At 37.3% G+C, this 22,460-nt stretch carries 18 protein-coding genes; 11 read left to right on the forward strand and 7 right to left on the reverse strand.

The features are described 5' to 3' along the window. Positions 1-117: 117 nt before the first annotated feature. The 3 genes from FW768_RS01095 to FW768_RS01105 all read right to left on the reverse strand — a co-directional run bounded on the left by FW768_RS01095 (position 118) and on the right by FW768_RS01105 (position 7,195). Complete coding sequence (locus tag FW768_RS01095) at positions 118-5,697, reverse strand: hypothetical protein (RefSeq protein WP_153391604.1); 5,580 nt, start codon at positions 5,695-5,697, stop codon at positions 118-120. A gap of 72 nt (positions 5,698-5,769) precedes the next feature. Then, positions 5,770-6,615 carry a tail fiber domain-containing protein gene (locus tag FW768_RS01100; protein ID WP_153391606.1) on the reverse strand — a complete coding sequence of 282 codons (846 nt, stop codon included), beginning with the start codon at positions 6,613-6,615 and terminating at the stop codon, positions 5,770-5,772. Positions 6,616-6,658: 43 nt separating this feature from the next. Continuing rightward, positions 6,659-7,195: a TetR/AcrR family transcriptional regulator gene (locus FW768_RS01105; protein WP_153391608.1), complete on the reverse strand. Its 537-nt coding sequence runs from the start codon at positions 7,193-7,195 to the stop codon at positions 6,659-6,661. Between the two features lie 469 nt (positions 7,196-7,664). On the opposite strand from FW768_RS01105, the gene FW768_RS01110 reads away from it, so the two are divergent. The 7 genes from FW768_RS01110 to FW768_RS01140 all read left to right on the forward strand — a co-directional run bounded on the left by FW768_RS01110 (position 7,665) and on the right by FW768_RS01140 (position 15,050). Beyond that, on the forward strand, positions 7,665-10,214 hold the full coding sequence (locus tag FW768_RS01110; protein ID WP_231128605.1) for a M1 family metallopeptidase: 2,550 nt from the start codon (positions 7,665-7,667) through the stop codon (positions 10,212-10,214). Positions 10,215-10,621: 407 nt separating this feature from the next. Then, a complete protein-coding gene (locus FW768_RS01115) occupies positions 10,622-11,734 on the forward strand; it encodes a hypothetical protein (protein ID WP_153391612.1) in 1,113 nt (370 codons plus the stop codon). 36 nt (positions 11,735-11,770) lie between these two features. After that, positions 11,771-12,682, forward strand: coding sequence for a hypothetical protein (locus tag FW768_RS01120; protein ID WP_153391614.1), 912 nt, complete (start codon positions 11,771-11,773; stop codon positions 12,680-12,682). After that, positions 12,669-13,304, forward strand: a complete 636-nt coding sequence (locus tag FW768_RS01125; protein ID WP_153391616.1) for an ABC transporter ATP-binding protein — start codon at positions 12,669-12,671, stop codon at positions 13,302-13,304. Before FW768_RS01120 ends, FW768_RS01125 begins: the two co-directional genes overlap by 14 nt. Before the next feature lie 12 nt (positions 13,305-13,316). After that, positions 13,317-13,880 (forward strand): AAA family ATPase, encoded by a 564-nt coding sequence (locus tag FW768_RS01130; RefSeq protein ID WP_153391618.1) that lies wholly within the window; start codon positions 13,317-13,319, stop codon positions 13,878-13,880. Between the two features lie 180 nt (positions 13,881-14,060). Then, positions 14,061-14,408: a DoxX family protein gene (locus FW768_RS01135; RefSeq protein WP_153391620.1), complete on the forward strand. Its 348-nt coding sequence runs from the start codon at positions 14,061-14,063 to the stop codon at positions 14,406-14,408. 201 nt (positions 14,409-14,609) lie between these two features. Next, positions 14,610-15,050 carry a hypothetical protein gene (locus FW768_RS01140; RefSeq protein ID WP_153391622.1) on the forward strand — a complete coding sequence of 147 codons (441 nt, stop codon included), beginning with the start codon at positions 14,610-14,612 and terminating at the stop codon, positions 15,048-15,050. Between the two features lie 308 nt (positions 15,051-15,358). On the opposite strand, the gene FW768_RS01145 is transcribed toward FW768_RS01140, so the two are convergent. From FW768_RS01145 to FW768_RS01155, 3 genes are all read right to left on the reverse strand, one after another. Further along, on the reverse strand, positions 15,359-16,402 hold the full coding sequence (locus tag FW768_RS01145) for a serine hydrolase domain-containing protein (RefSeq protein ID WP_153391624.1): 1,044 nt from the start codon (positions 16,400-16,402) through the stop codon (positions 15,359-15,361). Positions 16,403-16,497: 95 nt separating this feature from the next. Beyond that, positions 16,498-17,205: a hypothetical protein gene (locus FW768_RS01150; protein WP_153391625.1), complete on the reverse strand. Its 708-nt coding sequence runs from the start codon at positions 17,203-17,205 to the stop codon at positions 16,498-16,500. 176 nt (positions 17,206-17,381) lie between these two features. Further along, positions 17,382-17,747, reverse strand: coding sequence for a VOC family protein (locus FW768_RS01155; RefSeq protein WP_153391627.1), 366 nt, complete (start codon positions 17,745-17,747; stop codon positions 17,382-17,384). A 302-nt stretch (positions 17,748-18,049) separates the two neighbouring features. Here FW768_RS01155 and FW768_RS01160 point away from each other — a divergent pair, with 302 nt between their 5' ends. Next, positions 18,050-18,193 carry a bacteriocin-like protein gene (locus tag FW768_RS01160; protein ID WP_153391629.1) on the forward strand — a complete coding sequence of 48 codons (144 nt, stop codon included), beginning with the start codon at positions 18,050-18,052 and terminating at the stop codon, positions 18,191-18,193. Between the two features lie 31 nt (positions 18,194-18,224). Beyond that, positions 18,225-18,371: a bacteriocin-like protein gene (locus FW768_RS24050; protein WP_409017735.1), complete on the forward strand. Its 147-nt coding sequence runs from the start codon at positions 18,225-18,227 to the stop codon at positions 18,369-18,371. Between the two features lie 579 nt (positions 18,372-18,950). Here the strand turns inward: FW768_RS24050 and FW768_RS01165 are convergent. Then, the gene (locus FW768_RS01165; protein ID WP_153391631.1) at positions 18,951-19,523 is read right to left on the reverse strand and encodes a YciE/YciF ferroxidase family protein; all 573 of its coding nucleotides are present in this window, start codon (positions 19,521-19,523) and stop codon (positions 18,951-18,953) included. Positions 19,524-19,731: 208 nt separating this feature from the next. Here FW768_RS01165 and FW768_RS01170 point away from each other — a divergent pair, with 208 nt between their 5' ends. Both FW768_RS01170 and FW768_RS01175 read left to right on the forward strand, forming a co-directional pair. After that, positions 19,732-20,151 (forward strand): low affinity iron permease family protein, encoded by a 420-nt coding sequence (locus FW768_RS01170; protein ID WP_153391632.1) that lies wholly within the window; start codon positions 19,732-19,734, stop codon positions 20,149-20,151. Between the two features lie 117 nt (positions 20,152-20,268). Further along, the gene (locus FW768_RS01175; RefSeq protein ID WP_153391634.1) at positions 20,269-22,407 is read left to right on the forward strand and encodes a catalase; all 2,139 of its coding nucleotides are present in this window, start codon (positions 20,269-20,271) and stop codon (positions 22,405-22,407) included. The last annotated feature ends 53 nt before the right edge of the window (positions 22,408-22,460 follow it).

A 22,460-nucleotide genomic window follows, 5' to 3' on the forward strand; every position in this document is an offset into this window, starting at 1 on the left:
ACGAATAAATCTTAGTATTTAAAACACTTTAGAGAACTTTAAAAGAAATTCAGGTCCGGAGAACTCAACGAAAAAGACTGTCCGGAGACAGCCTTTCATGATAAAAAATATTCCTATTTAATCATTATCAACCCTGATCCATTTTCCATTTTCTACACCTTCGTAAAAATGGTCATTATGATAGATAATTGCTCCCTGAGCATGAGGCTTCTGAGCGGGAAGCACCAGTGTTTCCGGAAGGGCATCAATGTTTCGGATCATCAATACATCATTTCCTTCCTTCACCGTAATTCCGGTTCCCGGGATGAGCTTTGTCGTTCCGGCATCAACAGGAGGATTAATTAGTGTTACAGGGTCAATCTCAGATAAACGTCTGGCTCCCATACTGGCAGTACATCCTCTCAGAATACCGTTCATCAGCATGGTAACCCCAGGAACAGTACATTCAGGATTGATGTTGATAACAATATTTTTATTATTCAACACAAGTGGACATGCTTCCCCGCTTGAAAAACGGATGCTTTTCAGACGGTAAACAAATGTCCCGGCCTGGTTTTTCGCATGAAGAACGACTGCTTCACCATTAGCTGCTGAGGTGATATCCTGATCCGGACCATTATTTACAGAATAAGTGAAAATATAGGTTTGCGCCAGAGATCCCTTGAATTTCACTTGTACATCACCAGTTGCCTGTTGTACAGCACTTACCGGAGTAATTACGGTATTGTCAACCGGCATGGTGACAGAACTGATCGTAAAATTCTCCGTAATATTACATCCGTCCTGAGCATATACTACTTTCACACTATAGTTTCCGGGTTGAGTGAACGTAACCAATGGGCTGGTACTGATTACTCCGCCGCCCGGTTGATTTATTTTTGTCCATGTATAAGAAGCATTGGCATCCGTTCCGAAGAGAGTAGCCGCGTCATATGTTTTAGGGAATTCCGAAGCACAAAGAGTCTTATTTCCTCCAAAACCTGCTGCCTGTACATTGGTAGGTACAATCGTAAGATTAGTGGTGTTTCCAAGATCCTGACTGTTTCCATATGCACTTACTGCACGGGAGAAATTCATGTCCCGGACAGATGCATAGAACATGGTATAAGCAGCCGCAGGATCCAGTGTAATTAAGCTTTGTCCGGAAGCAGCCGTTCTGCTGATATTAATCCTGTTACACGGTGTACCGGTCATAAACATATTTTCTGTAATAATCTGTCCCCCTGCAATACTGTAATTTCCGGGATTGAAATACAGGGTTTTGTAGCGTCCGGCAGAAGCCAAAGTACTGGTTCCTGCTCCTCCCAGGAAGGTTACTTTATTGAAATTATGAACCGTATTTCCTCCGTTGAGTGTTCCGTTTCCGGTGATAATGATCTCATTAAAATCTGAAATAGTTGGAACAGTAACGGCAAAATTCTGAGTGGTAATTTTACTTCCTTCCGCCTGAATAGTGACCGGATTTCCTCCTGCGTTTATGGTGAAACTATAGGATCCTGTATTGATAACAGACTGGCGGAAATCCAGTACTGGATTTACATTTTGATTATAAGTAAAGCTTACGCCGCCCGTCATCGGGAAATTGTTGGATTTAAAACTTTTTACATTTGTTCCTCCGATATTTCCTAAATATGGGCTCAATAACTCAAAATCGTCCTTATCAGCAAGTATTGCGATGTTTATGTTCACCCCTTTCGTATCAATATATCTGGTATTTACCACTGCCGGGTTTTGAACCATGTTGATGAATGAATTACCCGAAAGAGTGGTCATATCAGGCTGAAGCGTAAGATTTCCATAAATATTCAGATAATAGGAAGAATTACTGCTATATACGCCCAGATTAGGAGAATTAGGAGCATTATTGAAGGTTACATTATTGGCAGAAGCATTGCTTCCTGTAATCGTAATGGATTTCTGGGAAGCTGTGAAACCTGAATTCTGATCAAAGAATACATTATCATTGGCTCTCGGAGGATTACAGCCTGTAATAGCTACCCCGCCTGAGGTCAGTGACCAGTGCAGAGGATCATTCCACTCACCCTGTCCGCCAATCCAGAAAAGATCTCTCGGAGCCGAAGTAAGCGTATCAGAAAAGCTGAAGCCTGTCACACCTCCCAGATTCTTGCTGCTGGAGGTAATATAGGTCTGCCCTCCGGAAGACGAAACATTTCTCAACTGTACCCTGTCTATCACAAAATCTGTAGGATTGTAATTGGAAATAACGATCTGTCTTACCGAATTATCACCCGAGAAAATCACCCGCTCATCTTCCAGACAGCCTCCCTGCAAAAGCATTGAGTTATTCACTGTAATATTGCTTGCTAAGATGACTGAGTTGGTTTTCTGAATATTGAGGTGATTCACATTCAGACCTGTGATCTGAAGAGCATAAGGCTGGGTGTAAAAAGTTCCCTGCAGCATATTAAAATGATTAACAATCCCTCCCTGCATCGAAAAATAAGCAGTAGTGTTGAGGTTAATACTCTTGTAATCAATTCGTTCAAAATAATGGGCCAGGTTATTGGCTGAAAAATTACTTTGTCCTCCCAGTACGGAATTCAGCTTCAGAATACTGTTGTTGGAGATCACAGGCTGTTGTGTATTGGCTGTAAAAGCTCGTACAGTAATGTCAGAATTGCTTAACAGTACCTCCTTCCCATTGAAGGTAACATTGTTAAGATTAAGTAGGGTTCCTGTAAGATCAAGAGTTCCTGCTGTATTGTTCTGAATAATATTACCACTGCTCATATCAGTAACACCTGATCCGTGGTACATCTTCCAGTTGGCATTACCCGAAAAAGTGAAGGTGGCATTAGCCCCGTTGGGATAAATGGCTTTATTGATTCCTGACACTTTTCCAGCTGAGTTTATAAAAATAAATCCACTGAAATATCCTGCATCATAATAACCGGGATGAAGGGTAAGATCTCCGTTGATCCCCATCGAATAATAATTATTGCTTCCTGCAAAATGAGACCGGGCTGAAGACGGAAGCCCACTGAATGTAAGGTTGTTTACCTGTACATTGTTTTCCAGGCTGATGCTTGTAATATTGGCAGGTGAAAAGCCGGAATACTGATCAAAGAACACATTGTCATAAATGGTAGGAAGCCCGCAATTGGCGGTTACCCTTGCTGGAGAAGGGTCCATAGACCAGTGGCTGAGATCATTCCAGTTTCCGTTTCCTCCTTTCCAGTAAAAATTCTTTGCCGTAGGAGGAGTAAAGTTAATTCCGCTGTTGCTGCCGTTGTCAATGGAATTGTTAGCATTTACAGGTTTTGCACCGGCAACAGGAGTAATATAGCTGGCATTAATTCCGGATATCATCATTCTGTTAAGCTCTACAAAGCCGGTTCCGTTGATGTTATTACCCAAAATGAGATTATTGCCTCCATTTCCGGTAAGATTTGCATGAAGATCACAATCTGCACGGTTGTACACAAAAGTATCTGTGGCTCTGAGATTGGCAGATGCATTGAAAGTAATAGCAGAAGGAGCATTAATATTCACATTCTTTACGGTATTAGTATTTACCAGCGTAGTGTAGCTTCCTGAATTGATCTGAAACAGGTTGGCCTTCATATCAGAAAAAGTTGCAGTACCGTTTCCTTCCTGGTAAATGCTTCCGAAAAAATGATTTGGATTGGCTGAATAATACTTGCCGCTATATGTATTACTTATGTATACAGCTGTGTTGGGAGCATTGATCTGCTGTGCAGTGGAAACGTATAGGACAGATGTCCTGATAAGGGCATTATCTATGGAAACATTTTTTCCTCCCAGTCTGAAAGGGCCACCTACTGATATTTTTCTGCCATCAGCAGACAAGGTGCTTACCAGAGTAGAAACACTACTTGATTCATTAAAATTAAAATCTAAAGCAACACTCACGTCATAAGGTGCAGCCCAGCTTGCCGGCAGTAAACGGAATTCATCATTGACATTGATGACAAGAATCCTGTTGACCGTTTGTCCTTCGAAATTCATATATCGGACAACCGGAGGATCGGTACTTTTATATTTTTGAAAACTAAACAGGCCAGATGAAGCCGTCATGTCTTTCTGAAGATAGATATTTCCGTAAATATAGGAATTGGTTACACCGTAAACAGGATTTCCGGGAGCATTGTTCCAGGTCATATTCCGGAAATAGGCTGTGCTTCCTACAGGATTGGTAACGCTGTTATTTCCTGCTGTGAACCCTGAATTGGCATCAAAAACAACATCATCATACATGGTAGGAACACAGTTGGCAGAGACACCGCCGGATGAAAAAGACCATTTGGACGGATCATCCCATGCGCCTGCACCAATTCTGTAATACGTTTTTCCTGTCAGGCCGGTATATGATATATTTCCCGTGTTTCCGCTGCCATCTATAGCTGCTGTTACTGCTGCACCGCCGGATAATAGAGTGTTGGAGAAGGTATAACCTAAGAAATTAGCTCCGGAACCATTGTTAATACTGGCTGGGATGATAAGATTTACAAAATAGGAGCTGTTCATTCCCCCGAAAACAGGCAGAGCCGAATTTTTACAGGACAGATTAGCGGTCAGAGTCTGGGTAACAGTAAAAAAGCCTGAATTAGGTATGGAGTTAAACAGACAGTCACCACCATTCAGGATGAGATTGTTGACGGTATACTTGGCCATAAAGCCAAAATAAAATCTGTTGAGACCATTTCCCAGAGAACAGGTATTGATTTCATTCTCTGCCGCATAAAAATTGGCGGTTCCGCTGTCCGTAGTCAATGTATTGACTTTAATTTTAGCAACATTATAGGACATATTGGATGTTCCGATATTGTAATTTCCACTTCCCGATAAGCTCAGCGTGTTGATGTCGTACTGACCGGTTCCGGTGGTGGTAAGAAGCTGGCCTCCTGATGTTCCGGTAATATTATCTGCCTTCAGGTAAGTTCCTACAGAAATCTGGTTTCGTATAATAATCTTTTTAATATCCTGAGTAGAAGGAACAGATAACTGCCCTGAAACAGTTGCCTGTGTAAGATTGGCATTAGGCGTGTAAGTTGAAGTTCCGCTTACGGAAGTAAGCTGTATTGTTCCGAAATCTGAAACCGCGGTAGAATTATAATTAATATCACCGGTCACCCTGATGTTTTTATTATTGGGATCAAAGACGCTGCTTCCTCCTATAGTAAAGGAAAAATAGCCATTGGTATAGAAATCATTGATCAGCTTAAAACTTCCTGTCCCTAAAAAATTAATGGATGACTGATAACTCGAAGAAAGATAAGTAGAATCTATGAGGTTTCCGGGAATGTCAATAATATTAGGAGTAGGATTCACACTGTCAGAATAAAGATTCATGGTCATATTATAATAACTGCCCACATTTCCTCTCCATTTAAGATTTCCGTAAATATTGAACGTCGTTCCCTGGTTGAAGTTAATCTTTCCGGTAAAAGAATCGTCTATAATGAAATCTTTCGCAATGATGGAAGGAGAGACACTAATGGTTCCTCCTGAAGCCGTAAAGCCACTCCCTGAAGTAAAGTACACATTGTCATACCGGGATGGAATGATGGTAGCCTGCTGTCCGGATGAAGAGCCGATACGCCAGTGATTAAGATCGCTCCAGCTGCCGGCACCGCCTACCCAATAGTAGTTGTTCTGCGCGAAAATACTGCTGCTTATAAGGAAGAGCAGCATGAAATATAGTTTAATTTTCATTGTTTTGGAATTACAGATTAATAATGCCCTGAAATCAGAGGATTTCAGGTGGATATAAACTCGTGATTCAGATTATTTTGCCTTTTTCAGGACCTGAATTTCTCTCTGTAATTCATCGATTTTTTTATCCTGCTCCTGAACGGTCTGCAGCAGAAGCGGGATAAGTTCATTGTAATTGACTGATTTATACCCTTCATTGTCGGTATTTACAATATTCGGAAGGACTTTTTCTACTTCCTGGGCTATTAAACCGTACTGAAGCTGTGCATTTCCACCTTTCTTTTTTCCTTTTTCATTCCAGAAATAAGAAACAGGTCTCAGCTTTGACAGGAGTTCATTAGAAGACTGTATAGGAGTTATATTCTGCTTCAGCCGTTCATCAGAGTTGTAATCTATAGCACTGGCTTTAACCGTTCCGGCTACGTCTAGTTTGGCTGATGCAGAAGGTGCAGTACCTATCCCTACACTTCCGGTTCCGGAAAATACAAGGTTTTTACCATTAAGATCTACATTTCTGGCTGCTAAAGGCGTTGTAATGCTGCCGTCTGCCATATATATATTTGAGCTTACACTTTCCCAGGTGGTTCCGCTCCAGTAATAATAGCCGGATTGGGTGATTTTAGCCACTTTTGCAGTAGGAGAAGCCGGAGCAGAGGTAGCATAGATCATCAGGGATTCCGTTCCGGGTTGTATATTATTGGTCATTGTCTGAATCTGGTCACCTGTGAGACGGGGAATCATTAATCCTTCTGTTTGTGAAGCACCGTTGGTTTTTGCCCGGATATCAAGGGTAGATTTAGGATCGGGTGTATTAATCCCGACTTGGGAGAAAAGAAATGAGCCGGAAATAATGCTTCCGATAAGGCAAAGCTTAGACATTGCAGTGCTGTGAGCCTGCAGGATAGTAGAGTTTTTCATAGTTTTTAAATGCTTTTTATTGTAGTCGTATATTCAGAATTCCTTAGTGTAGTTTTTTTAATAGATCCCGGAGTATTATTTTTGATTTTTCAATGAGTTCATTTGACCTGTAAAGCTGGCTGGTAAGAATAGAACTTTCAAACAGAAGGTAAATGTGAGCTGCAAGAAGTTCATCCTTAATCTCGCTGCTAAAAGAAATTCTCAATCTGTTTTTGTGATCCCGGATGACATCATGAATTGCGGTTTTCTCAGCAGAAACTTCGGATAGCAGATTCAGAAAGCTGCAGCCTCTGAAATTTTCCTTTTTATTCATATACATCAAAAAATCGAAGGACATCATTAGTTTATCCTTAAGATCAACAGCTCCTGAGGTAAAACTGACCAGCTCAGATACCCAGTAATCATATCTCCTTTTCAGGAATTCAATGCACAGGTCATCTTTTGACTTAAAATGCTGATAGAAGCTTGCCTTCGAAACACCTGAATCTTCAATAATCTGATTGATCCCTGTATTGTTATACCCTTGTTGATGAAATAAAACAGAAGCGGTATTTAAAATTCTTTCGCGAGGTCGGTACATTTGTGAATTATTTCCACAAATATAAATAAAAGATGGACTGACTGGTCTGTATTGTTAATAAAATCTTAAAAATAATTTAATATTTTTATGAAAAAATACCTCATATATTCCTTTAAAGACTTATTTGATGGGAATTTTCAAGACAATTATCATATCTCATTTTTTTTAATCAATTTGCATTTCTATGAAAAACTAGCCCGAAATTGATCCAAAAATGGGCAGATTTCTTAAAATTTTATCCCTTTTACAGGTGTAGAGTTCCCCCAATCGTACCAGTAATGAGACTTCTGAAAATATCCAATGCTTAAGAAAGCTTTTGGAAAAGAGAAGACCTTTTGATGAAAATTACCCTTTTGTGGTAGTAATTTTAACCGCAAAATGTTCAAATTAGTAATTGAGAAATTAATGAACCAGCTATCTATTCCATCATTCCAATCCTTATCTTTGATTTATGAAAAAAACAGGTTTTTTGGCATTATTTTTTGTCATTTTCAATAGTGGCAGTCAGGCACAGGCACAGTCTTTATCTAAGATTGAATCAGGTGTGTCATATGAATTGGCCCAATCAAGAAAAAGTACAATAAGTGAGATTAAATATGAGCTTAGTCTGAAAATTCCGGAAAATAAAACAGAAAGGATTTCCGGAACAGAAGTTCTGTATTTTAACTATAAAAAGCAGAATGATGCTCCGCTACAGATTGATTTTAAAGAAGATACTTCTTCTATGCTCTCAGTATCTGTCAATGGACAAACGGTAAGACCTGTTCTGAACAATGAGCATGTCATTATTGATGCCCAATATCTGAAATCAGGATCTAACCGCATTGATTTTACTTTTCTTGCCGGAAATGGTGCTCTGAACAGGCGTGATGGCTATCTTTATGCATTATTTGTACCGGATCGGGCACGAACCATGTTTCCGTGTTTTGATCAGCCCAACCTCAAAGCCAATTATTCTTTAACCCTGACGATTCCTGAGAAATGGAGTGCACTTGCCAATGGAAAACTAAAGAAAGAAACCATACAACAAGGGCAGAAGACTTTGCAGTTTGATCAGTCCGACCTGCTTCCTACCTATCTGTTTTCTTTTGCCGCCGGAGATTTTAAGACAGCTGTACAACCAATCGGTCAGCAGGAATCCCATCTTTTATACCGTGAAACAGATTCTTTGAAAATTAAGAGCAGTATGGATTCTATTTTCACCCTATACCGAAACTCTCTGTCTTATTATGAAAAATGGACAGGCATTAAGCATCCTTTTCAAAAGCATGGAATGGCTGCTATTCCTGATTTCCAGTTTGGGGGAATGGAACATCCGGGTGTGATCTTACTTCAGAACTCAACATTGTTTTTAGATCAGAATGCTACGCAAAATGAATTAAATAACCGCTCGAATCTTATGGCTCATGAAGTGGCTCATCTCTGGTTCGGAGATCTGGTTACGATGGACTGGTTCAATGATGTATGGACGAAGGAGGTTTTTGCTAATTTTATGGCAGATAAGAGTACCGGAGCTTCTTCTGACAAACAGATTTATGATCTGAAATTTTTAACGACCCACTTTCCGGCAGCCTATTCCGTAGATCGTACTTTGGGAGCCAATCCCATCCGACAGGTTCTGGATAATCTGCAGAATGCCGGAATGATGTACGGACCTATCATCTACAATAAAGCGCCCATCATGATGCGCCAATTGGAATTGCTGACTGGAGAAGAAAGCTTTAAAAAAGGAGTAAGTGAATATCTTAAAAAATATGAGTACAGCAATGCAACATGGCCCGATCTTATTGCCATTTTAGATAAACACACTCCTGAAGACTTACAAAGCTGGAATAAAGTATGGGTGAACGACCCGGGACGACCTGTCATTGATTATGATCTGAAAGATAAAAATAATAAAATTCAACGCTTTATTATTTCTCAGCATCCCGAATATGGTAAGGAACAAAAAACCTGGCCGCAGGAATTTCAGATAAGCTTATTTTATGCGGATAAGGTTGATAAAGTAAACGTAAAGCTATCCGGAAGACAACAGGAGATTTCAGAATTAAAAGGGAAAACGAAGCCGCTTTTTATCCTGCAAAACTCTTCAGGAATAGGGTATGGGGTATTCAAAACAGATAAAGCTGTAATGACTAACTTTTCTTTGGTGAAAGACCCTGTCAGCCGTGCCAGTGCTTATATTTCGTTATATGAAAATATGCTGGCCGGTTCGGGAGCTGTGCCGCTGGATTTATTACATTTTTATGCCGGACAGTTGCAGCAGGAAACTACAGAGCTGAATCTCCGGCTTATTGCAGGCTATATTTCTACCATTTATTGGGGATTCTTATCTGAAAATATAAGATTAAAAGAATCTGTAAATATAGAAAATACATTATGGAAGGCATTACATGTACAGACCGCAAAAAATAATAAGAAAATTCTATTCGATGGTTACCGGAATGTTTTCCAGTCTCAGCAGGCTTATGATGCTCTGTATGCCATCTGGAAATCACAGACCCCGCCAAAAGATGTGTCCCTTAATGAAGACGATTTTACGAATCTTGCCCTCTCATTATCCCTACGGAACAGTAATAATGGTGTTTTGCTTGATGATCAGCTGACAAGAATTAAGAATCCGGACCGGGTGAACCGTTTTAAAATTATTATGAAGGCAGCTTCCTCGGATCAGAAAATACGTGATGATTTTTTCAACAGTCTTATGGAAAAACAAAACAGAACGAATGAATCTGCTGTTGGGGCAGCCTTAAGCTACTTACATCATCCGTTAAGGCAGAAAACTTCTGTAAATTATCTTCTTAAATCCTTGGAGGTATTGCAGGAAATACAAAAGACAGGAGACATTTTCTTTCCGGATAACTGGCTTCGTTCAACATTCAGCAATTATCAGAATCCGAAAGCACTTGAAATGGTCAATCAGTTTCTCTTACACAACCCTAATTATAATGCGATCCTGAAGAATAAAATTTTACAGGCAGCCGATAACCTGAAAAGAGCTCAGACCCTGGTGAAATAAATGAGATGTACAATAAAGTTCTAAACGTTATAGGTTTCCAAAACCTATAACGTTTTAATTGCCACGTAATGCAGATCTGCAAGAGATTTTTTCGCTCGCTGATTGGGCAGATGGCGCAGATTTTTTTACTGACTTGGTGAAAATCTTTGATTTTCAAACTTCTGTGTACTTCTTTGCCCCAAAGTATTTAAACTTAAAAATCACTAAACAGTCAAACTACCTTTTGTTCCTTTTGACTTCGTTGAATCTTCAATTTGTGATTTAGAGAAATTATTGCTAATTATGCGGATAAAATGATTCATTTATCCTTGTGGTAAACAATAAAACCGTGAAAGCAGATACTTTACTTCAGTTTTCTGCCATTCATCAGGAAAATTATTTATATTTAAGTAGCCATAAAAATTCAGATGAAAAAATTCATGCTCATTACAGGGATCATTATACTGCTGGTTTTTATTTTCCTTTATAATTTTTGGGGGTTGGATCTGTATCTGATGAATAAAATGAACCGATCTCAATTACCTGATGGATATAAGAATTATCAGAATATTGATACGAAAAAGCCTATTGTTTTCGGGCAACATGAAATGAAACTCATGTGGAATGACAGTTTTGAGCCGATCCAACATTTTATAAGCTCAAAAGGGGATATGATCATTATGACAAGTGAGATCCCTAAGAACAGAGATCAGGAAGAGGTAGAAGAAGAAGCCAGAGGAGGCGGGGTTCGTTTCCATCAGGATTTTCATTTTTATAAGCTTGATAAAGAGGGAAAAATCAAGGATCATTACGTCTATAAGCGGACTAATAAGAACAGGGGAGAAGAGCTGTTTGGAGACTTTATTGTCAATAAGTATAAAAAATATTACCGAACCTGGGTTACAGACGGAGATACACTGGCTAAACCGATTATCATCCAGAATGAAGATCTGAAATGGGATAAGGAGCAGCAGATTAGCCTGTATCATAAGATCTTTGAGGAAACAGACTATTTTGATAATGTCAGTAAAAGTTATCCTGAGCAGGAAACGACCTATTATATGGATGGAAAATGGTATCAGATGCGAACCAATACCAAGCTTACCGAAAGAATCTATAACCACAGAAGACCTAATGGATGGAGCAATCTTTTTAGGCATTATTCTTCTAAAGATATGGCTATGGTACCCAACAGCTTTCCGGAAATATCACCGGTTTATTTTCAGAGAACAGAAGTGGTGGAACTTACCCATAGTGTAGGAGGCGGTTCTGCATCATCTACCGCAAAGAACTGGAAAGGAGAGCTGTACTGCCAGCTACCGGTTGATAAGGATACTTTAAAATTTAAAATACCGATGTATTTTGAAGAAGGCTTTACCACACAGAAATTCTATGAAAGTCCGGGAGAAAAAATAAGAAAATATAAAGCTGAACTGGAAAAACAATATTCACCTTATTTCTATTTTGCAGATAAGAATTTTAATTTTCAGCTGTTTACAACAAGTGACCGGAAACTCTACATCATAAAACCCGTCAAATAAAATCAATTCATTCATAAAAGAGAATTTTAGAAACCCTTGAAAAAACTAATTAGCCATTTTAAATTCAGATTCAATCAGAGTTTTAGATTATTGAATCTGAATCCCAGAGCCAGCCTTCCGGCTTTACTTATTTTCGGCCTTTTGATTGTCGTAAAGCTTCCTGAAAATTATTATTATCCTGTTCTGTTTTTTTTCCTCCTGCTGTTGTTTCATTTGGAAAGAAAAGATATTCCGTTCCTGAAGAAAGTCTTTGTGAAAAGCTGGCCGTGGGTGATCTCCTTAGAATCAGCATGTATCTACAGTGTTTTGTTATTGGGAAACATCCATTATAAAATTGAGAAAACAGCTTTAGCAGGCTATATCCTGATTTTTTTACTGACCGTGATCCCTCAGAAAACGAAACCCTGGCTGTCCCCGAAATGGAATTTTATTCCCAATGATTTATTTGAATGGAGGAGTTTTCTCCGAAAGAATACCTGGATGTTTTTGATAGGATATATTGCTGTTGTATTTTCATCCTATCAACCCATATTGCTTATCTTAGCAGGAACATTTGTATTGGATTTCATTTCCCATATTTATGAACCGCATGAAAGTAAGGAAATGCTCGGAATGTACTTTAAAAAGTATAGCTTGAGGCAAAAACTCAGAAGGAATTCTCTGTTTTTTAACCTTTTGCTTCTGCCCGTTTATTGTTCATATCTCATCTTACATCCGGCTGAAAGCGTATACCTTATTTATTATTTTGCTTTTATGAACCTGTATTTCCTGCTGATTATCACAAGAAAGTACAGACAGTATACCCATAAAGAAAAAAGCAGTTATTATAATATGGCCGTTTTTATTGAATACTCAATCTGCAGTATGACTGTAATCCCGGCTTTGTTTATCCTGAATACTCATTTAAAAGTTGCCACTCAAAATATCAGAACTTATGTTGGAGATTAAAAATGTAAATGTTGAATTTAAAAGCCAGAAGGTATTAAGTAATCTGAATTTATTGATAGAAGAAGGTTGTATACTGGGACTTCTTGGGAAAAATGGAGCAGGAAAGACCACATTGTTTGAATCCCTGTATCAAAGTGTAAAATTCTCAGGAAATATCAATTGGAAAAATAAACGTCTGAAGCGCGAAGTGATCTCTTACCTGGAAACGGAAAATTATTTTTATCCCTATATGACAGGGGAAGAGTATCTGGCTTATTTTATTTCAGAAAAAGAAGTTAATGTTGCGGAAATCACTGAAAAATTCAATCTTCCTCTTAAAAAATATGTACAGTATTATTCCAGCGGTATGAAAAAAAAGCTGGCCCTGATTGGAATGCTGATGCTGGATAAACCGATTAATATTCTGGATGAGCCTTTCAACGGGGTTGATTTTGAAGGGGTACATATTTTATATGATGTGATCAGGCAGCTGAAATCAGAAAATAAAATAGTGATTATAAGTTCCCATATCATTGAAACCCTTTTCCATACCTGTGATAAAATAGCGGTTCTGGAGAATGGAAGCATCCATAAGATCTATGAAAAGAAAGATTTCAGTGAGTTGAGCACATTGAAGTTTTAAAACTATCCGAAAATGAAAAATTCAGACGATCAGCTATATGTAATTACCGGGGGACCTGGTGTAGGGAAAACTACTCTGCTTGAAGCACTGAATAAGCAGGGTTTTACAACAGTTAAGGAAGAAGCGAGAAGGATCATTAAAGAGCAGATAGATTCAGGAGGAGATGCATTGCCCTGGGAAAATAAGATAAAATATGCTGAATTAATGCTGAATGCTTCCGCAGAAACCTATCGGGAAATTAAAAATACACATCCGGAGAATCCCGTTTTCTTCGACCGTGGTATTCTTGATACGGTCTGTTATATGGAAATGGAGAAAATCTCATTATCGGACAAAATCCATACAATAATTCGTGAAACAGTATATAACAATACCGTTTTTATTCTTCCGCCCTGGAAAGAAATCTATGAAAATGATTCAGAAAGAAAGCAGACATGGGAAGAAGCTTTATCAACCTTCGAAAGCATGAAAGCAGCTTATGTAAAATATGGTTATCACGTTGTTGAAGTTCCAAAAGATACGGTGAAAAACAGGGTCATGTTTATTTTGAAAAAAATGGATGGCTTGAAAAATTAATAAAGCAAATTGGCCGCCTCATTTTCGTCTTCAGACCTCTCCAGTTAAATCTTCTGAAGGGGGTTGTGTTTTCCATTGTGATATAATATTCAGTCCATAAAATAGAGAATGCTTATAATTTCCGAAAAATTCACCATTCATAAGTCGTTCATTTGATGCATATTTGTATAAAAACAAACAATGATCTTAAAAATTATCAATGGGATACTAATTCTGGCCGCTGTTTTTATGGGAATAAAGCAAGGAACGGCGATGGTTATGGGGAAACCTGAAATGACGGCAATGTTCGGAAAATGGGGGTTTGATAAAACCGGGCTGATGATTAACGGAGCAGTTACGATTCTTGCCGCTGTATTGATCTTATTCCCTAAAACTTTTATCTGGGGAAATTTTTTGATGGCAGCCGGAATTCTGCTGATTATCTGCTTCCATCTGGCAGACAAAGATTTTAAAGGAGTATTGATTGAGATTCCGTTTCTCCTGCTCAACCTGCTGATCATTTATCTGCAGCATCCTCTTAAAAATTAATGGAGTAACCTTAGTTTGGGATTATAAAGGTTTGAAGCCGGGAGCTGGAAGAGGGAAGTTATGAAGGTCATTAATAATAAGTTTTGATCTGTTTTTAGGATAATTTGATTCTACCATGGTTTTCAATACCTATAACTAGAAGTAACTTCCAGCCTCTTTCTTCCATCTTCCAGCCTTTAATACAAACTCTCAAGATAGCCTATGAAAAAGTATATCATGTTCACTATTTCCGTGATCTGCGGAATATGTACAGCGTGTGGACAGAAATCACCCGAACGTCAGGAACGGAATCCTGCAATATCAACGATAAAAAAACAACAAAGTATGGATCTTTCAAAAATTACAGACACAGATGTAAAATTGGCTGTGGAAGCGTTACAGTCAGGAGATAAAAGCTGGTACAGCTTTTTCACGGAAAACCCGGTTATGACCGATGACGGAAATACCGTTAACTTCAAATCATTCTTCTCCAATGCTCTTGGAAAGGAAAAATTCCTCACCATAGATAAAGTAGAGAACGATGGGAAGGACATTTACGGAAATTTCCAGGCAGGGCAGTGGGGTACATTTCCCGTATTCTTCAAATTTCATAAAAATGCGGAGGGAAAGTTTGACAGACTGGATATAGGGCAGAGCAAGTAGAATACAGCTTTCTTGCTTCTTGTTTTTTTAGAAGTGGCCGGCAAAATTCTTACAGACCTTGTTTACATTTGAACAAGGTCTTATATTTTAACCTCAGTTTGCGATAAGAATTTTTGATTTATAGAGCTTGGAAGATGGAAGATGGAAGATGGAGGTTCTGAAGGTCACCAACAATAGAATGCCCTTTTTTTTAGCTAATTTGATTTTACAGAGGTTTTCAGTATCTATAAATAAAAGTGATTTCCAGCCTACTTCTTCCATTTTCCAACCTTTTATATTTAAACTCCTTAACCCGGCTTCAGGTTATTTTAATTATTTTTTGGAAGATTATATTTTTCGTTTTTCAAGATGGAGGTAATGGCATCTGAAATTTCAAATAGTTTTCCATTGCTGTTATTTCCTAATAAAATAATGGTCAACTTTTCATTCAGGTCAGAAACTAAAAGTGCTTCATAATTTCCGGATTTTCCATCGTGTAGATGCTCAATTAATTTTCCGTTTTTAAATTTTGCTAGTCCTAATGATGATTGAGTTTCCGGAAGATCAAAATGCCGGCCTAATTCAAACAATGAATTTGTACTAATTATTTTATGGGAGTGAAGACACTCTGCCCACTTCAGTAAATCATTAGTGGTGAGGTAGGTTCCGCCTGTTATAGGTAAATCTGGTTTGTCTGCCACTAAATTATTGTTAAATGCCTGAGCTATTCTTTCTTCATTTTCGAAAAGAGTCATTACAGACGAGCTCATCTTACAAGGTTTGAAAATGAATGTTTCAACATATGTTTTAAAGGACATTTTGGTCAGCCGTTCAACAATAAACTGGCGTAGAAATAGATTATTGTTGTTGTAATCGTAATGGGTGCCAGGTTTGAAATCAAGCGTATCAATGCTTTTTAAACCATCGAAAAGGTCTTTATCATTTTTAATTTTTTTCCAGTTTACATTAGGAATTCCGCTTGTATATTGCAGTAAATCTTTTATTTTAACTTCATCTGCCCATTTTGGCAGCTCCGGAATGTATTGGGAAACCACATCCGTTAGTTTCAGTTTGCCTTGTTCTTGTAATTGCAGCAAAGCAACTGCACTAAATTCTTTGGTGATTGAACCAATATTAAACCTGTAATCAGTCGTTAGTTTTTCTGTTTTTGAAGCATTTGTAAAACCAAAAGCCGCATTATAGATTATTTTATTATTTTTTGAAACTAATACATTCCCGTTAAAAACTCCAATTTGACTGGACCATTTCATCAGAGACTCAATCTGATTGATCTTTTTCGTCTGAGCGACAGCATGATGAGTGAAAATGAAGAGAATAGTAAAAATAGAGAATAATTTTTTATAATAGGACATGTTTAATTTCTTGTTTTTTTATTGGTTTTTAGTAATTGTCAATCTGAGTTAACTGATATAGATTGATATTGAACTTCCAGGCCTCTTCAATTTTATTATGGTCTGCTTTTTTTAATATGGTTGATGTGTTCAGCAAAGTCTTTGTAATCGGAATGCCCAATATAACAGGCAAAATAAGGTTTAGAACTATAGATCTTTTTGAGATTTGCTTCATTGTTTTTCCAATCCATTAAATTTTTTAATTCAATAATTTCATCATTTTGAAGGATTAATTTTGAATTGAATATTTCCACAATGTCTTCCGGTTTTTGTTCCGGCGGCATTTCATAAAACAGTCCTTCACCTCTTCGGAAATTCTCATAGCTTCCATCTTTAAATTTTGCAAGAAAGAAATGGGTGGGGGTATTGCTCATGCTTTGAAGAATCCTTTCAGGCATTGCGTATTTACATTTTTCAATTTTGATTATATCAGAGTCAAACTTTACCATATTTTCAGAGGTAAGGGTATACTCAATGATTCCTTTTTGGATAAATTCGGTATCATAAGGCCTTTTATCTATAATACCATACCGTTTTTCATGTAATCTGTTATAGATGATCTCAACTGCTTTTCCTTTATGTCTGAATACGACACAAGGGAAAAATGTTCCGTCATTTAACAGAACAGAAGCAGAATATTCATCGCCGTAAGGTACACTGGAAATAGGTTCAACATATTTGTTCAGAAGGTAAATGAGATCATACTCATCTATTGTTGACCCATAACGCTTAAAATTTTTTTCGTCTCTTTCAATGATAATCATGGCTTTAGATTAGCTTATATATATGACATGCCTGCATAGATGTGTTGTACAGGGTATCATAAATTTTTACAATACTACAAAAAAATAGCTACAGTATAATATTTATCTACTTTTAATATCTCTGATCATTGTAAAGAATTGGAATTCAATTATGTAATGAGCCATTCTATTCTATATTACGTTTGTTGTAAATTGAACACTGTGCCGGCAGGATCCGTAATCCAGTGCATGTTTTCAGGAAGTTCCTCAATTTCGTCACAGGTTTCCACACCGTTTGACTGCAGATATTGGGTCGCTTCTTCTACATTGGGAACGGTAAGCTGTAACCAGGTTTCAGAATGGGTGTAATTGTCTACACAATCCAGCCATACTATATTGCTGCCGAACTTCACCTGATGGGTTCTGGAAACAGTGGGATTATTAATCGGTTTTTCTTCCACATCCAGCTTCAGAATATTCTTGTAAAAAGCAATTGTTTTTTCATATTTATTTTTTGGAATTTTTATAGCGATATTAATTCCAGCTTCAAATTTTGGGTGCATATTATCTGTTTTTTGTGAGTTTTACAAAGTAATTATTGAGGTGAATTAGAAACCTTTGATTAAAATTATCAATTTACTGTGAAAATGAGCTTGCCACAGGACAAGATTTTATCCGGATGAAATCCATTCTTCGTGAATTCTGTTTAAATAAAGGTTTTTCGGTATTTTTTAATTCATATCATATTGTGTTTTATTTTGCGGATTTCAGGGAGAATAAATTCATTTATGGTCAATATTTTTTAAATAATTTACTTTGATTAGAAAAAAATGATTAATTTCGAATGCAAACCAAACCTATTATTATGAAAAATTTAAAAAAAATCCAGAGACAGGAAATGAAAGTAATTAAAGGCGGGATTAACTGCCCGGGCGGACAAATATGCTTAATCGGTGGAAAATGGCAATGCATGCCTTATGATGGATGTGGCGGCGGAAACCAGCCTTAAAATATACGTTTAACCCAATAATTACTTTATTATGAAAAATTATAAGAAAATTTCAAGAGATCAATTAAAAAGTATCAATGGTGGAGCAGCTGGATGCTCTGAAGCATGTTGTCCGCCGCCGGGAATAAAAAAATGTCCCTGGGTGCTTTGTTATGCACCATGTGATATATTAATGTGATAAACAGTATTAATGTAGATAACTAAAAAGCCTTAGATTCAAAGATTCTAGGGCTTTTTTTAATGGGTATACCCGTACTTGGTTAAAATCTATTTAAAAACATCAAATTACCACTTTTGTGGTATTTAAATTTAATCCTAAAATATTGTAATTAGCAATTACAAATTATTGATGCTGAATGAGCATATCAAAACAGAACCCTCATTCCTGCGGTGCGTTTACCTATTTGAAGGCACAATGTTATTCCGGCACGAGACAATGGCAGAATGCCGCGTTATGTTATCAAAAATATTTGCCTATCCATGATTCTTTGTACACGGATGACATACAAAAAAGTATGGATGAAGCGGAAGCGAAATTTCAGAATAAAGAAAAGCAGCTGCAGATAAAATCCCAAGCAAAAAGATCTGAGTTTTGCACTGTAATAACTATCTGACTAAAATGATTATCAAAACTTCTGTGCTATTATAATGCGGAATCTCATAAAGGTTTGTTTGAGGGATAAAGGAAAAATATTTGAAAGGAAGAATAAATCTAAAAAATAGCTTATTCTTATACCTTTAAAATATATAATAGTAACTATTGTAGAGCTTTACTATTAAGTCTTGTATCGGCAACTTTAGTTAAGAGAGCATCACACTTTTTTTCTTCCCCAAGGGTAGCTAGGAAATTCTTAAGACAGAAATTTTCTTTCAAGACCTTCGCATACGCAGCCAGTGTTCCATATGTGGCGATTTCATAATGTTCCACTTTTTGGGCTGCTGCAATAATACCCGCATCTCGGACAGATCCTGCTAGTGTTTCTTCCATAATACTTTTGCCTTCATCCAGTAGTCCCTGCATAGCATCACATTTCTTTGCCTGAGGTCTTTTCTTTAGTGATTTAAAGCATTCTTCCAGTCTCTTAACATGAATTTGTGTTTCCAGTAAATGAGCCTCTATTGCTTCCTTAAGCTTCTTATCCGTAGCATTTTTGTGCATTTTAGGTAAAGCTTTTACTAAAGCCTTTTCAGCCCAGTAAATATCTTTCAGTGAATTTTCAAATAAGTCTTTAAGCTCCTTGGCTGCTCCTTTTTTAGCAGGAGTTTTAATTGTTTTTTTTGTAGCAGTTGATTTACTTGCACTCGTTTTTTTTGTAGTGGATTTTGCCATAATATTAGATTTAGTGGTGAGAATTAATAACAGCAATTTTAAGACCATACATTTTAAGCAAATAACTACGAGTATTTCATCTTATGATCTGGCTCATAAAAAAAAAACAGGGTTCTGCATATATTAGAGAAAATATTACCAGACAGCATTGCATTTCTTTTACCGTTTCAGTTTTGAAATATTGTTTTGTATAAATCCCCTCTTAATTATGAAAAAGAACCTTTTTGACCGATTTTCCGACTGGGCTGTATGTTTTACAGGAAGTGCGGGCGCATTTATCGGCGCAAGTCTGATGGTGGTTGCATGGGCAGCTACTGGCCCGATGTTTAAATTTTCAGAGGTTTGGCAGATGGTAATCAATACCGGAACAACTATTATTACCTTTCTTATGGTATTTCTGATTCAGAAAGCACAGAATAAAGACTCTAAGGCTATTCAGATTAAACTCAATGAACTTATTGCAAGTTATGAGAACGCAAGTAACCGGCTTGTGGATATAGAAGATCTGAGCGAAGATGAACTTGATCAACTCCATAAATTTTACGAAAAATTAGGCAAATCTCCCGGAAATAAAAAAGGACCATCTGGCAAAAGGGATGATAAGTATAAACAAAGCCGTTACAAATAATGATTTATTGAAATGAATTGTTTTATAAAATAGCATAATATGGAATGTGATACATGAAAATTATTCAAATCACTCAAAATGAACCTTTGATTTCTACCACAACAAAAAATTATTCATATGAAAAAAAGTAAAGAAAATAAGAACGAAAAGTTAAATCAGCTTGAATCGTTAAGTACATCCAATGATATTGAGATGCTAACAACCAATCAGGGTCTGAAAATTAATAATAATCAGGATTCCTTAAAGTCAGAAGAAAGAGGTCCCACATTATTGGAGGACTTTATTCTTAGAGAGAAGATCACTCATTTTGATCATGAAAGAATTCCTGAGAGAATTGTCCATGCGAGAGGATCGGGAGCTCATGGTGTTTTCAAGCTTCATAAAAACATGGAGAAATATACAAAAGCAGGATTTTTAAATCAGGTCGGAAAAGAAACTCCTGTATTTGTAAGATTTTCTACTGTAGCAGGAAGTAAGGGAAGTACTGATCTGGCAAGAGATGTCAGAGGATTCGCAGTTAAATTCTATACGGAGGAAGGGAATTATGATCTGGTAGGAAATAATATTCCTGTATTCTTTATTCAGGATGCCATGAAGTTTCCTGATCTGATTCATGCCGTAAAACCCGAGCCTGATAACGAAATTCCCCAGGCCGCTTCTGCTCATGATACGTTCTGGGATTTTATATCATTAATGCCTGAAAGTATGCACATGATTATGTGGGCAATGAGTGATCGTGCTATTCCCCGTAGCCTTAGAATGATGGAAGGTTTTGGGGTTCACACATTTAAGTTCATTAATAATGAAGGTACAGTAAATTTTGTGAAATTTCATTTTAAACCTAAGCTTGGTGTTCATTCCGTAGCATGGGATGAGGCTCAGAAAATATCAGGTATTGATCCTGATTTTCATAAAAGAGATCTTTGGGAAGCCATTGAAAACGGGAACTTTCCGGAATGGGATTTCGGAGTACAGATTATTCCTGAAGAGGATGAAAATGATTTTGATTTTGATCTGTTGGATCCTACCAAACTAATTCCTGAAGAGTTGATTCCTGTACAAATTATAGGAACATTGACACTGAATAAAAACCCCGAGAATTTTTTTGCAGAAACCGAGCAGGTGGCTTTTCATCCTGGACATCTTATTCCGGGGATTGATTTCAGTAATGACCCTTTACTTCAAGGCAGACTGTTTTCCTACACAGATACACAGTTATCTAGGTTAGGATCTCCTAATTTTCATGAGATTCCTATTAACCGCTCTGTTAACGGTGTTCATAATAATCAGCGTGATGGCCATATGAGACAGCAGATCGTAAAGGGAAAAGTAAGTTATGAACCTAATACGATTGGGGGTGGGTGTCCTTTTCAGGCAATGATGAAAGAAGGGGGTTTTACTTCGCATCAGGAAAGAGTTTCAGGAAATAAAATACGGGCACGAAGTAAAAGTTTTGTGGACCATTATTCGCAGGCCAAATTATTTTATAACAGCCAGTCAGATCATGAGAGAAAACATATTCAGAAAGCTTTGATTTTTGAATTGTCTAAAGTCAATATTCCCGACATTAGAGAAAGGGTAGTAGGACAGCTAGGATATATCGATAGGGACCTAGCTGCTAAAGTTGGTGAAAAATTGGGGATAAAAGTAAAAAAACTGGATCAGCCTAATCAAAGTATTCCAGCTGACCAAAACCCAGATACTTTACAAAGTGAATCTCTGGAGCCTAAGCCAGATAAATCAGAAGCACTCAGCATGCATAATACGATTAAAGATACAATTAAAAGCAGGGTGATTGGATTTATTGTAGCTAATGGGTTTAATGAGGATAAGGTGAACATATTGAAGAATAAATTGGAGTCTCTTCATGCAAGGGTAGATTTTATCGCGCCAAGTATGGCACCTGTGAAGTCTGAAAAAGGAACATTAATTAACCCTAAACATACATTGACAAATACGGCAAGTGTATGTTTTGATGCATTGTATATATGTTCAGGGAAAAATGCAGTGCAGGAACTTTTAAATAGTGAGAATAAAAATGGAGTGTTGAATTTTGTAAATGAGGCCTACAGGCATTGTAAAGCAATTTACTTTGGAGATGAAACCGAAGAAATTTATATTTTTAGCAATATTTCCGATAAAAAGCATGACGATCCTGCAGTTATTACATCAGAGCATCAGAACGGGATTGAAAAATTTGTAAAAGCAGTGGCAGGACATAGAGTTTGGGAGCTTGAAACGGAGCGGAACAGTTAAAAATTTTGTAAAATAATTTACAAAATCCAAAAAATGTATGATGGGTGTAAAGA

This window comes from Chryseobacterium vaccae (genome assembly GCF_009602705.1).
GTDB lineage: Bacteria > Bacteroidota > Bacteroidia > Flavobacteriales > Weeksellaceae > Chryseobacterium > Chryseobacterium vaccae.

What these genes read in the sequence shown, in the direction of transcription:
- FW768_RS01095 (WP_153391604.1), bottom strand. Translation starts at nt 5,697, where the DNA reads ATGAAAATTAAACTATATTTCATGCTGCTCTTCCTTATAAGCAGCAGT.
- FW768_RS01100 (WP_153391606.1), bottom strand. Translation starts at nt 6,615, where the DNA reads ATGAAAAACTCTACTATCCTGCAGGCTCACAGCACTGCAATGTCTAAG.
- FW768_RS01105 (WP_153391608.1), bottom strand. Translation starts at nt 7,195, where the DNA reads ATGTACCGACCTCGCGAAAGAATTTTAAATACCGCTTCTGTTTTATTT.
- FW768_RS01115 (WP_153391612.1), top strand. Translation starts at nt 10,622, where the DNA reads ATGAAAAAATTCATGCTCATTACAGGGATCATTATACTGCTGGTTTTT.
- FW768_RS01125 (WP_153391616.1), top strand. Translation starts at nt 12,669, where the DNA reads ATGTTGGAGATTAAAAATGTAAATGTTGAATTTAAAAGCCAGAAGGTA.
- FW768_RS01130 (WP_153391618.1), top strand. Translation starts at nt 13,317, where the DNA reads ATGAAAAATTCAGACGATCAGCTATATGTAATTACCGGGGGACCTGGT.
- FW768_RS01135 (WP_153391620.1), top strand. Translation starts at nt 14,061, where the DNA reads ATGATCTTAAAAATTATCAATGGGATACTAATTCTGGCCGCTGTTTTT.
- FW768_RS01140 (WP_153391622.1), top strand. Translation starts at nt 14,610, where the DNA reads ATGAAAAAGTATATCATGTTCACTATTTCCGTGATCTGCGGAATATGT.
- FW768_RS01145 (WP_153391624.1), bottom strand. Translation starts at nt 16,402, where the DNA reads ATGTCCTATTATAAAAAATTATTCTCTATTTTTACTATTCTCTTCATT.
- FW768_RS01150 (WP_153391625.1), bottom strand. Translation starts at nt 17,205, where the DNA reads ATGATTATCATTGAAAGAGACGAAAAAAATTTTAAGCGTTATGGGTCA.
- FW768_RS01155 (WP_153391627.1), bottom strand. Translation starts at nt 17,747, where the DNA reads ATGCACCCAAAATTTGAAGCTGGAATTAATATCGCTATAAAAATTCCA.
- FW768_RS01160 (WP_153391629.1), top strand. Translation starts at nt 18,050, where the DNA reads ATGAAAAATTTAAAAAAAATCCAGAGACAGGAAATGAAAGTAATTAAA.
- FW768_RS24050 (WP_409017735.1), top strand. Translation starts at nt 18,225, where the DNA reads ATGAAAAATTATAAGAAAATTTCAAGAGATCAATTAAAAAGTATCAAT.
- FW768_RS01165 (WP_153391631.1), bottom strand. Translation starts at nt 19,523, where the DNA reads ATGGCAAAATCCACTACAAAAAAAACGAGTGCAAGTAAATCAACTGCT.
- FW768_RS01170 (WP_153391632.1), top strand. Translation starts at nt 19,732, where the DNA reads ATGAAAAAGAACCTTTTTGACCGATTTTCCGACTGGGCTGTATGTTTT.
- FW768_RS01175 (WP_153391634.1), top strand. Translation starts at nt 20,269, where the DNA reads ATGAAAAAAAGTAAAGAAAATAAGAACGAAAAGTTAAATCAGCTTGAA.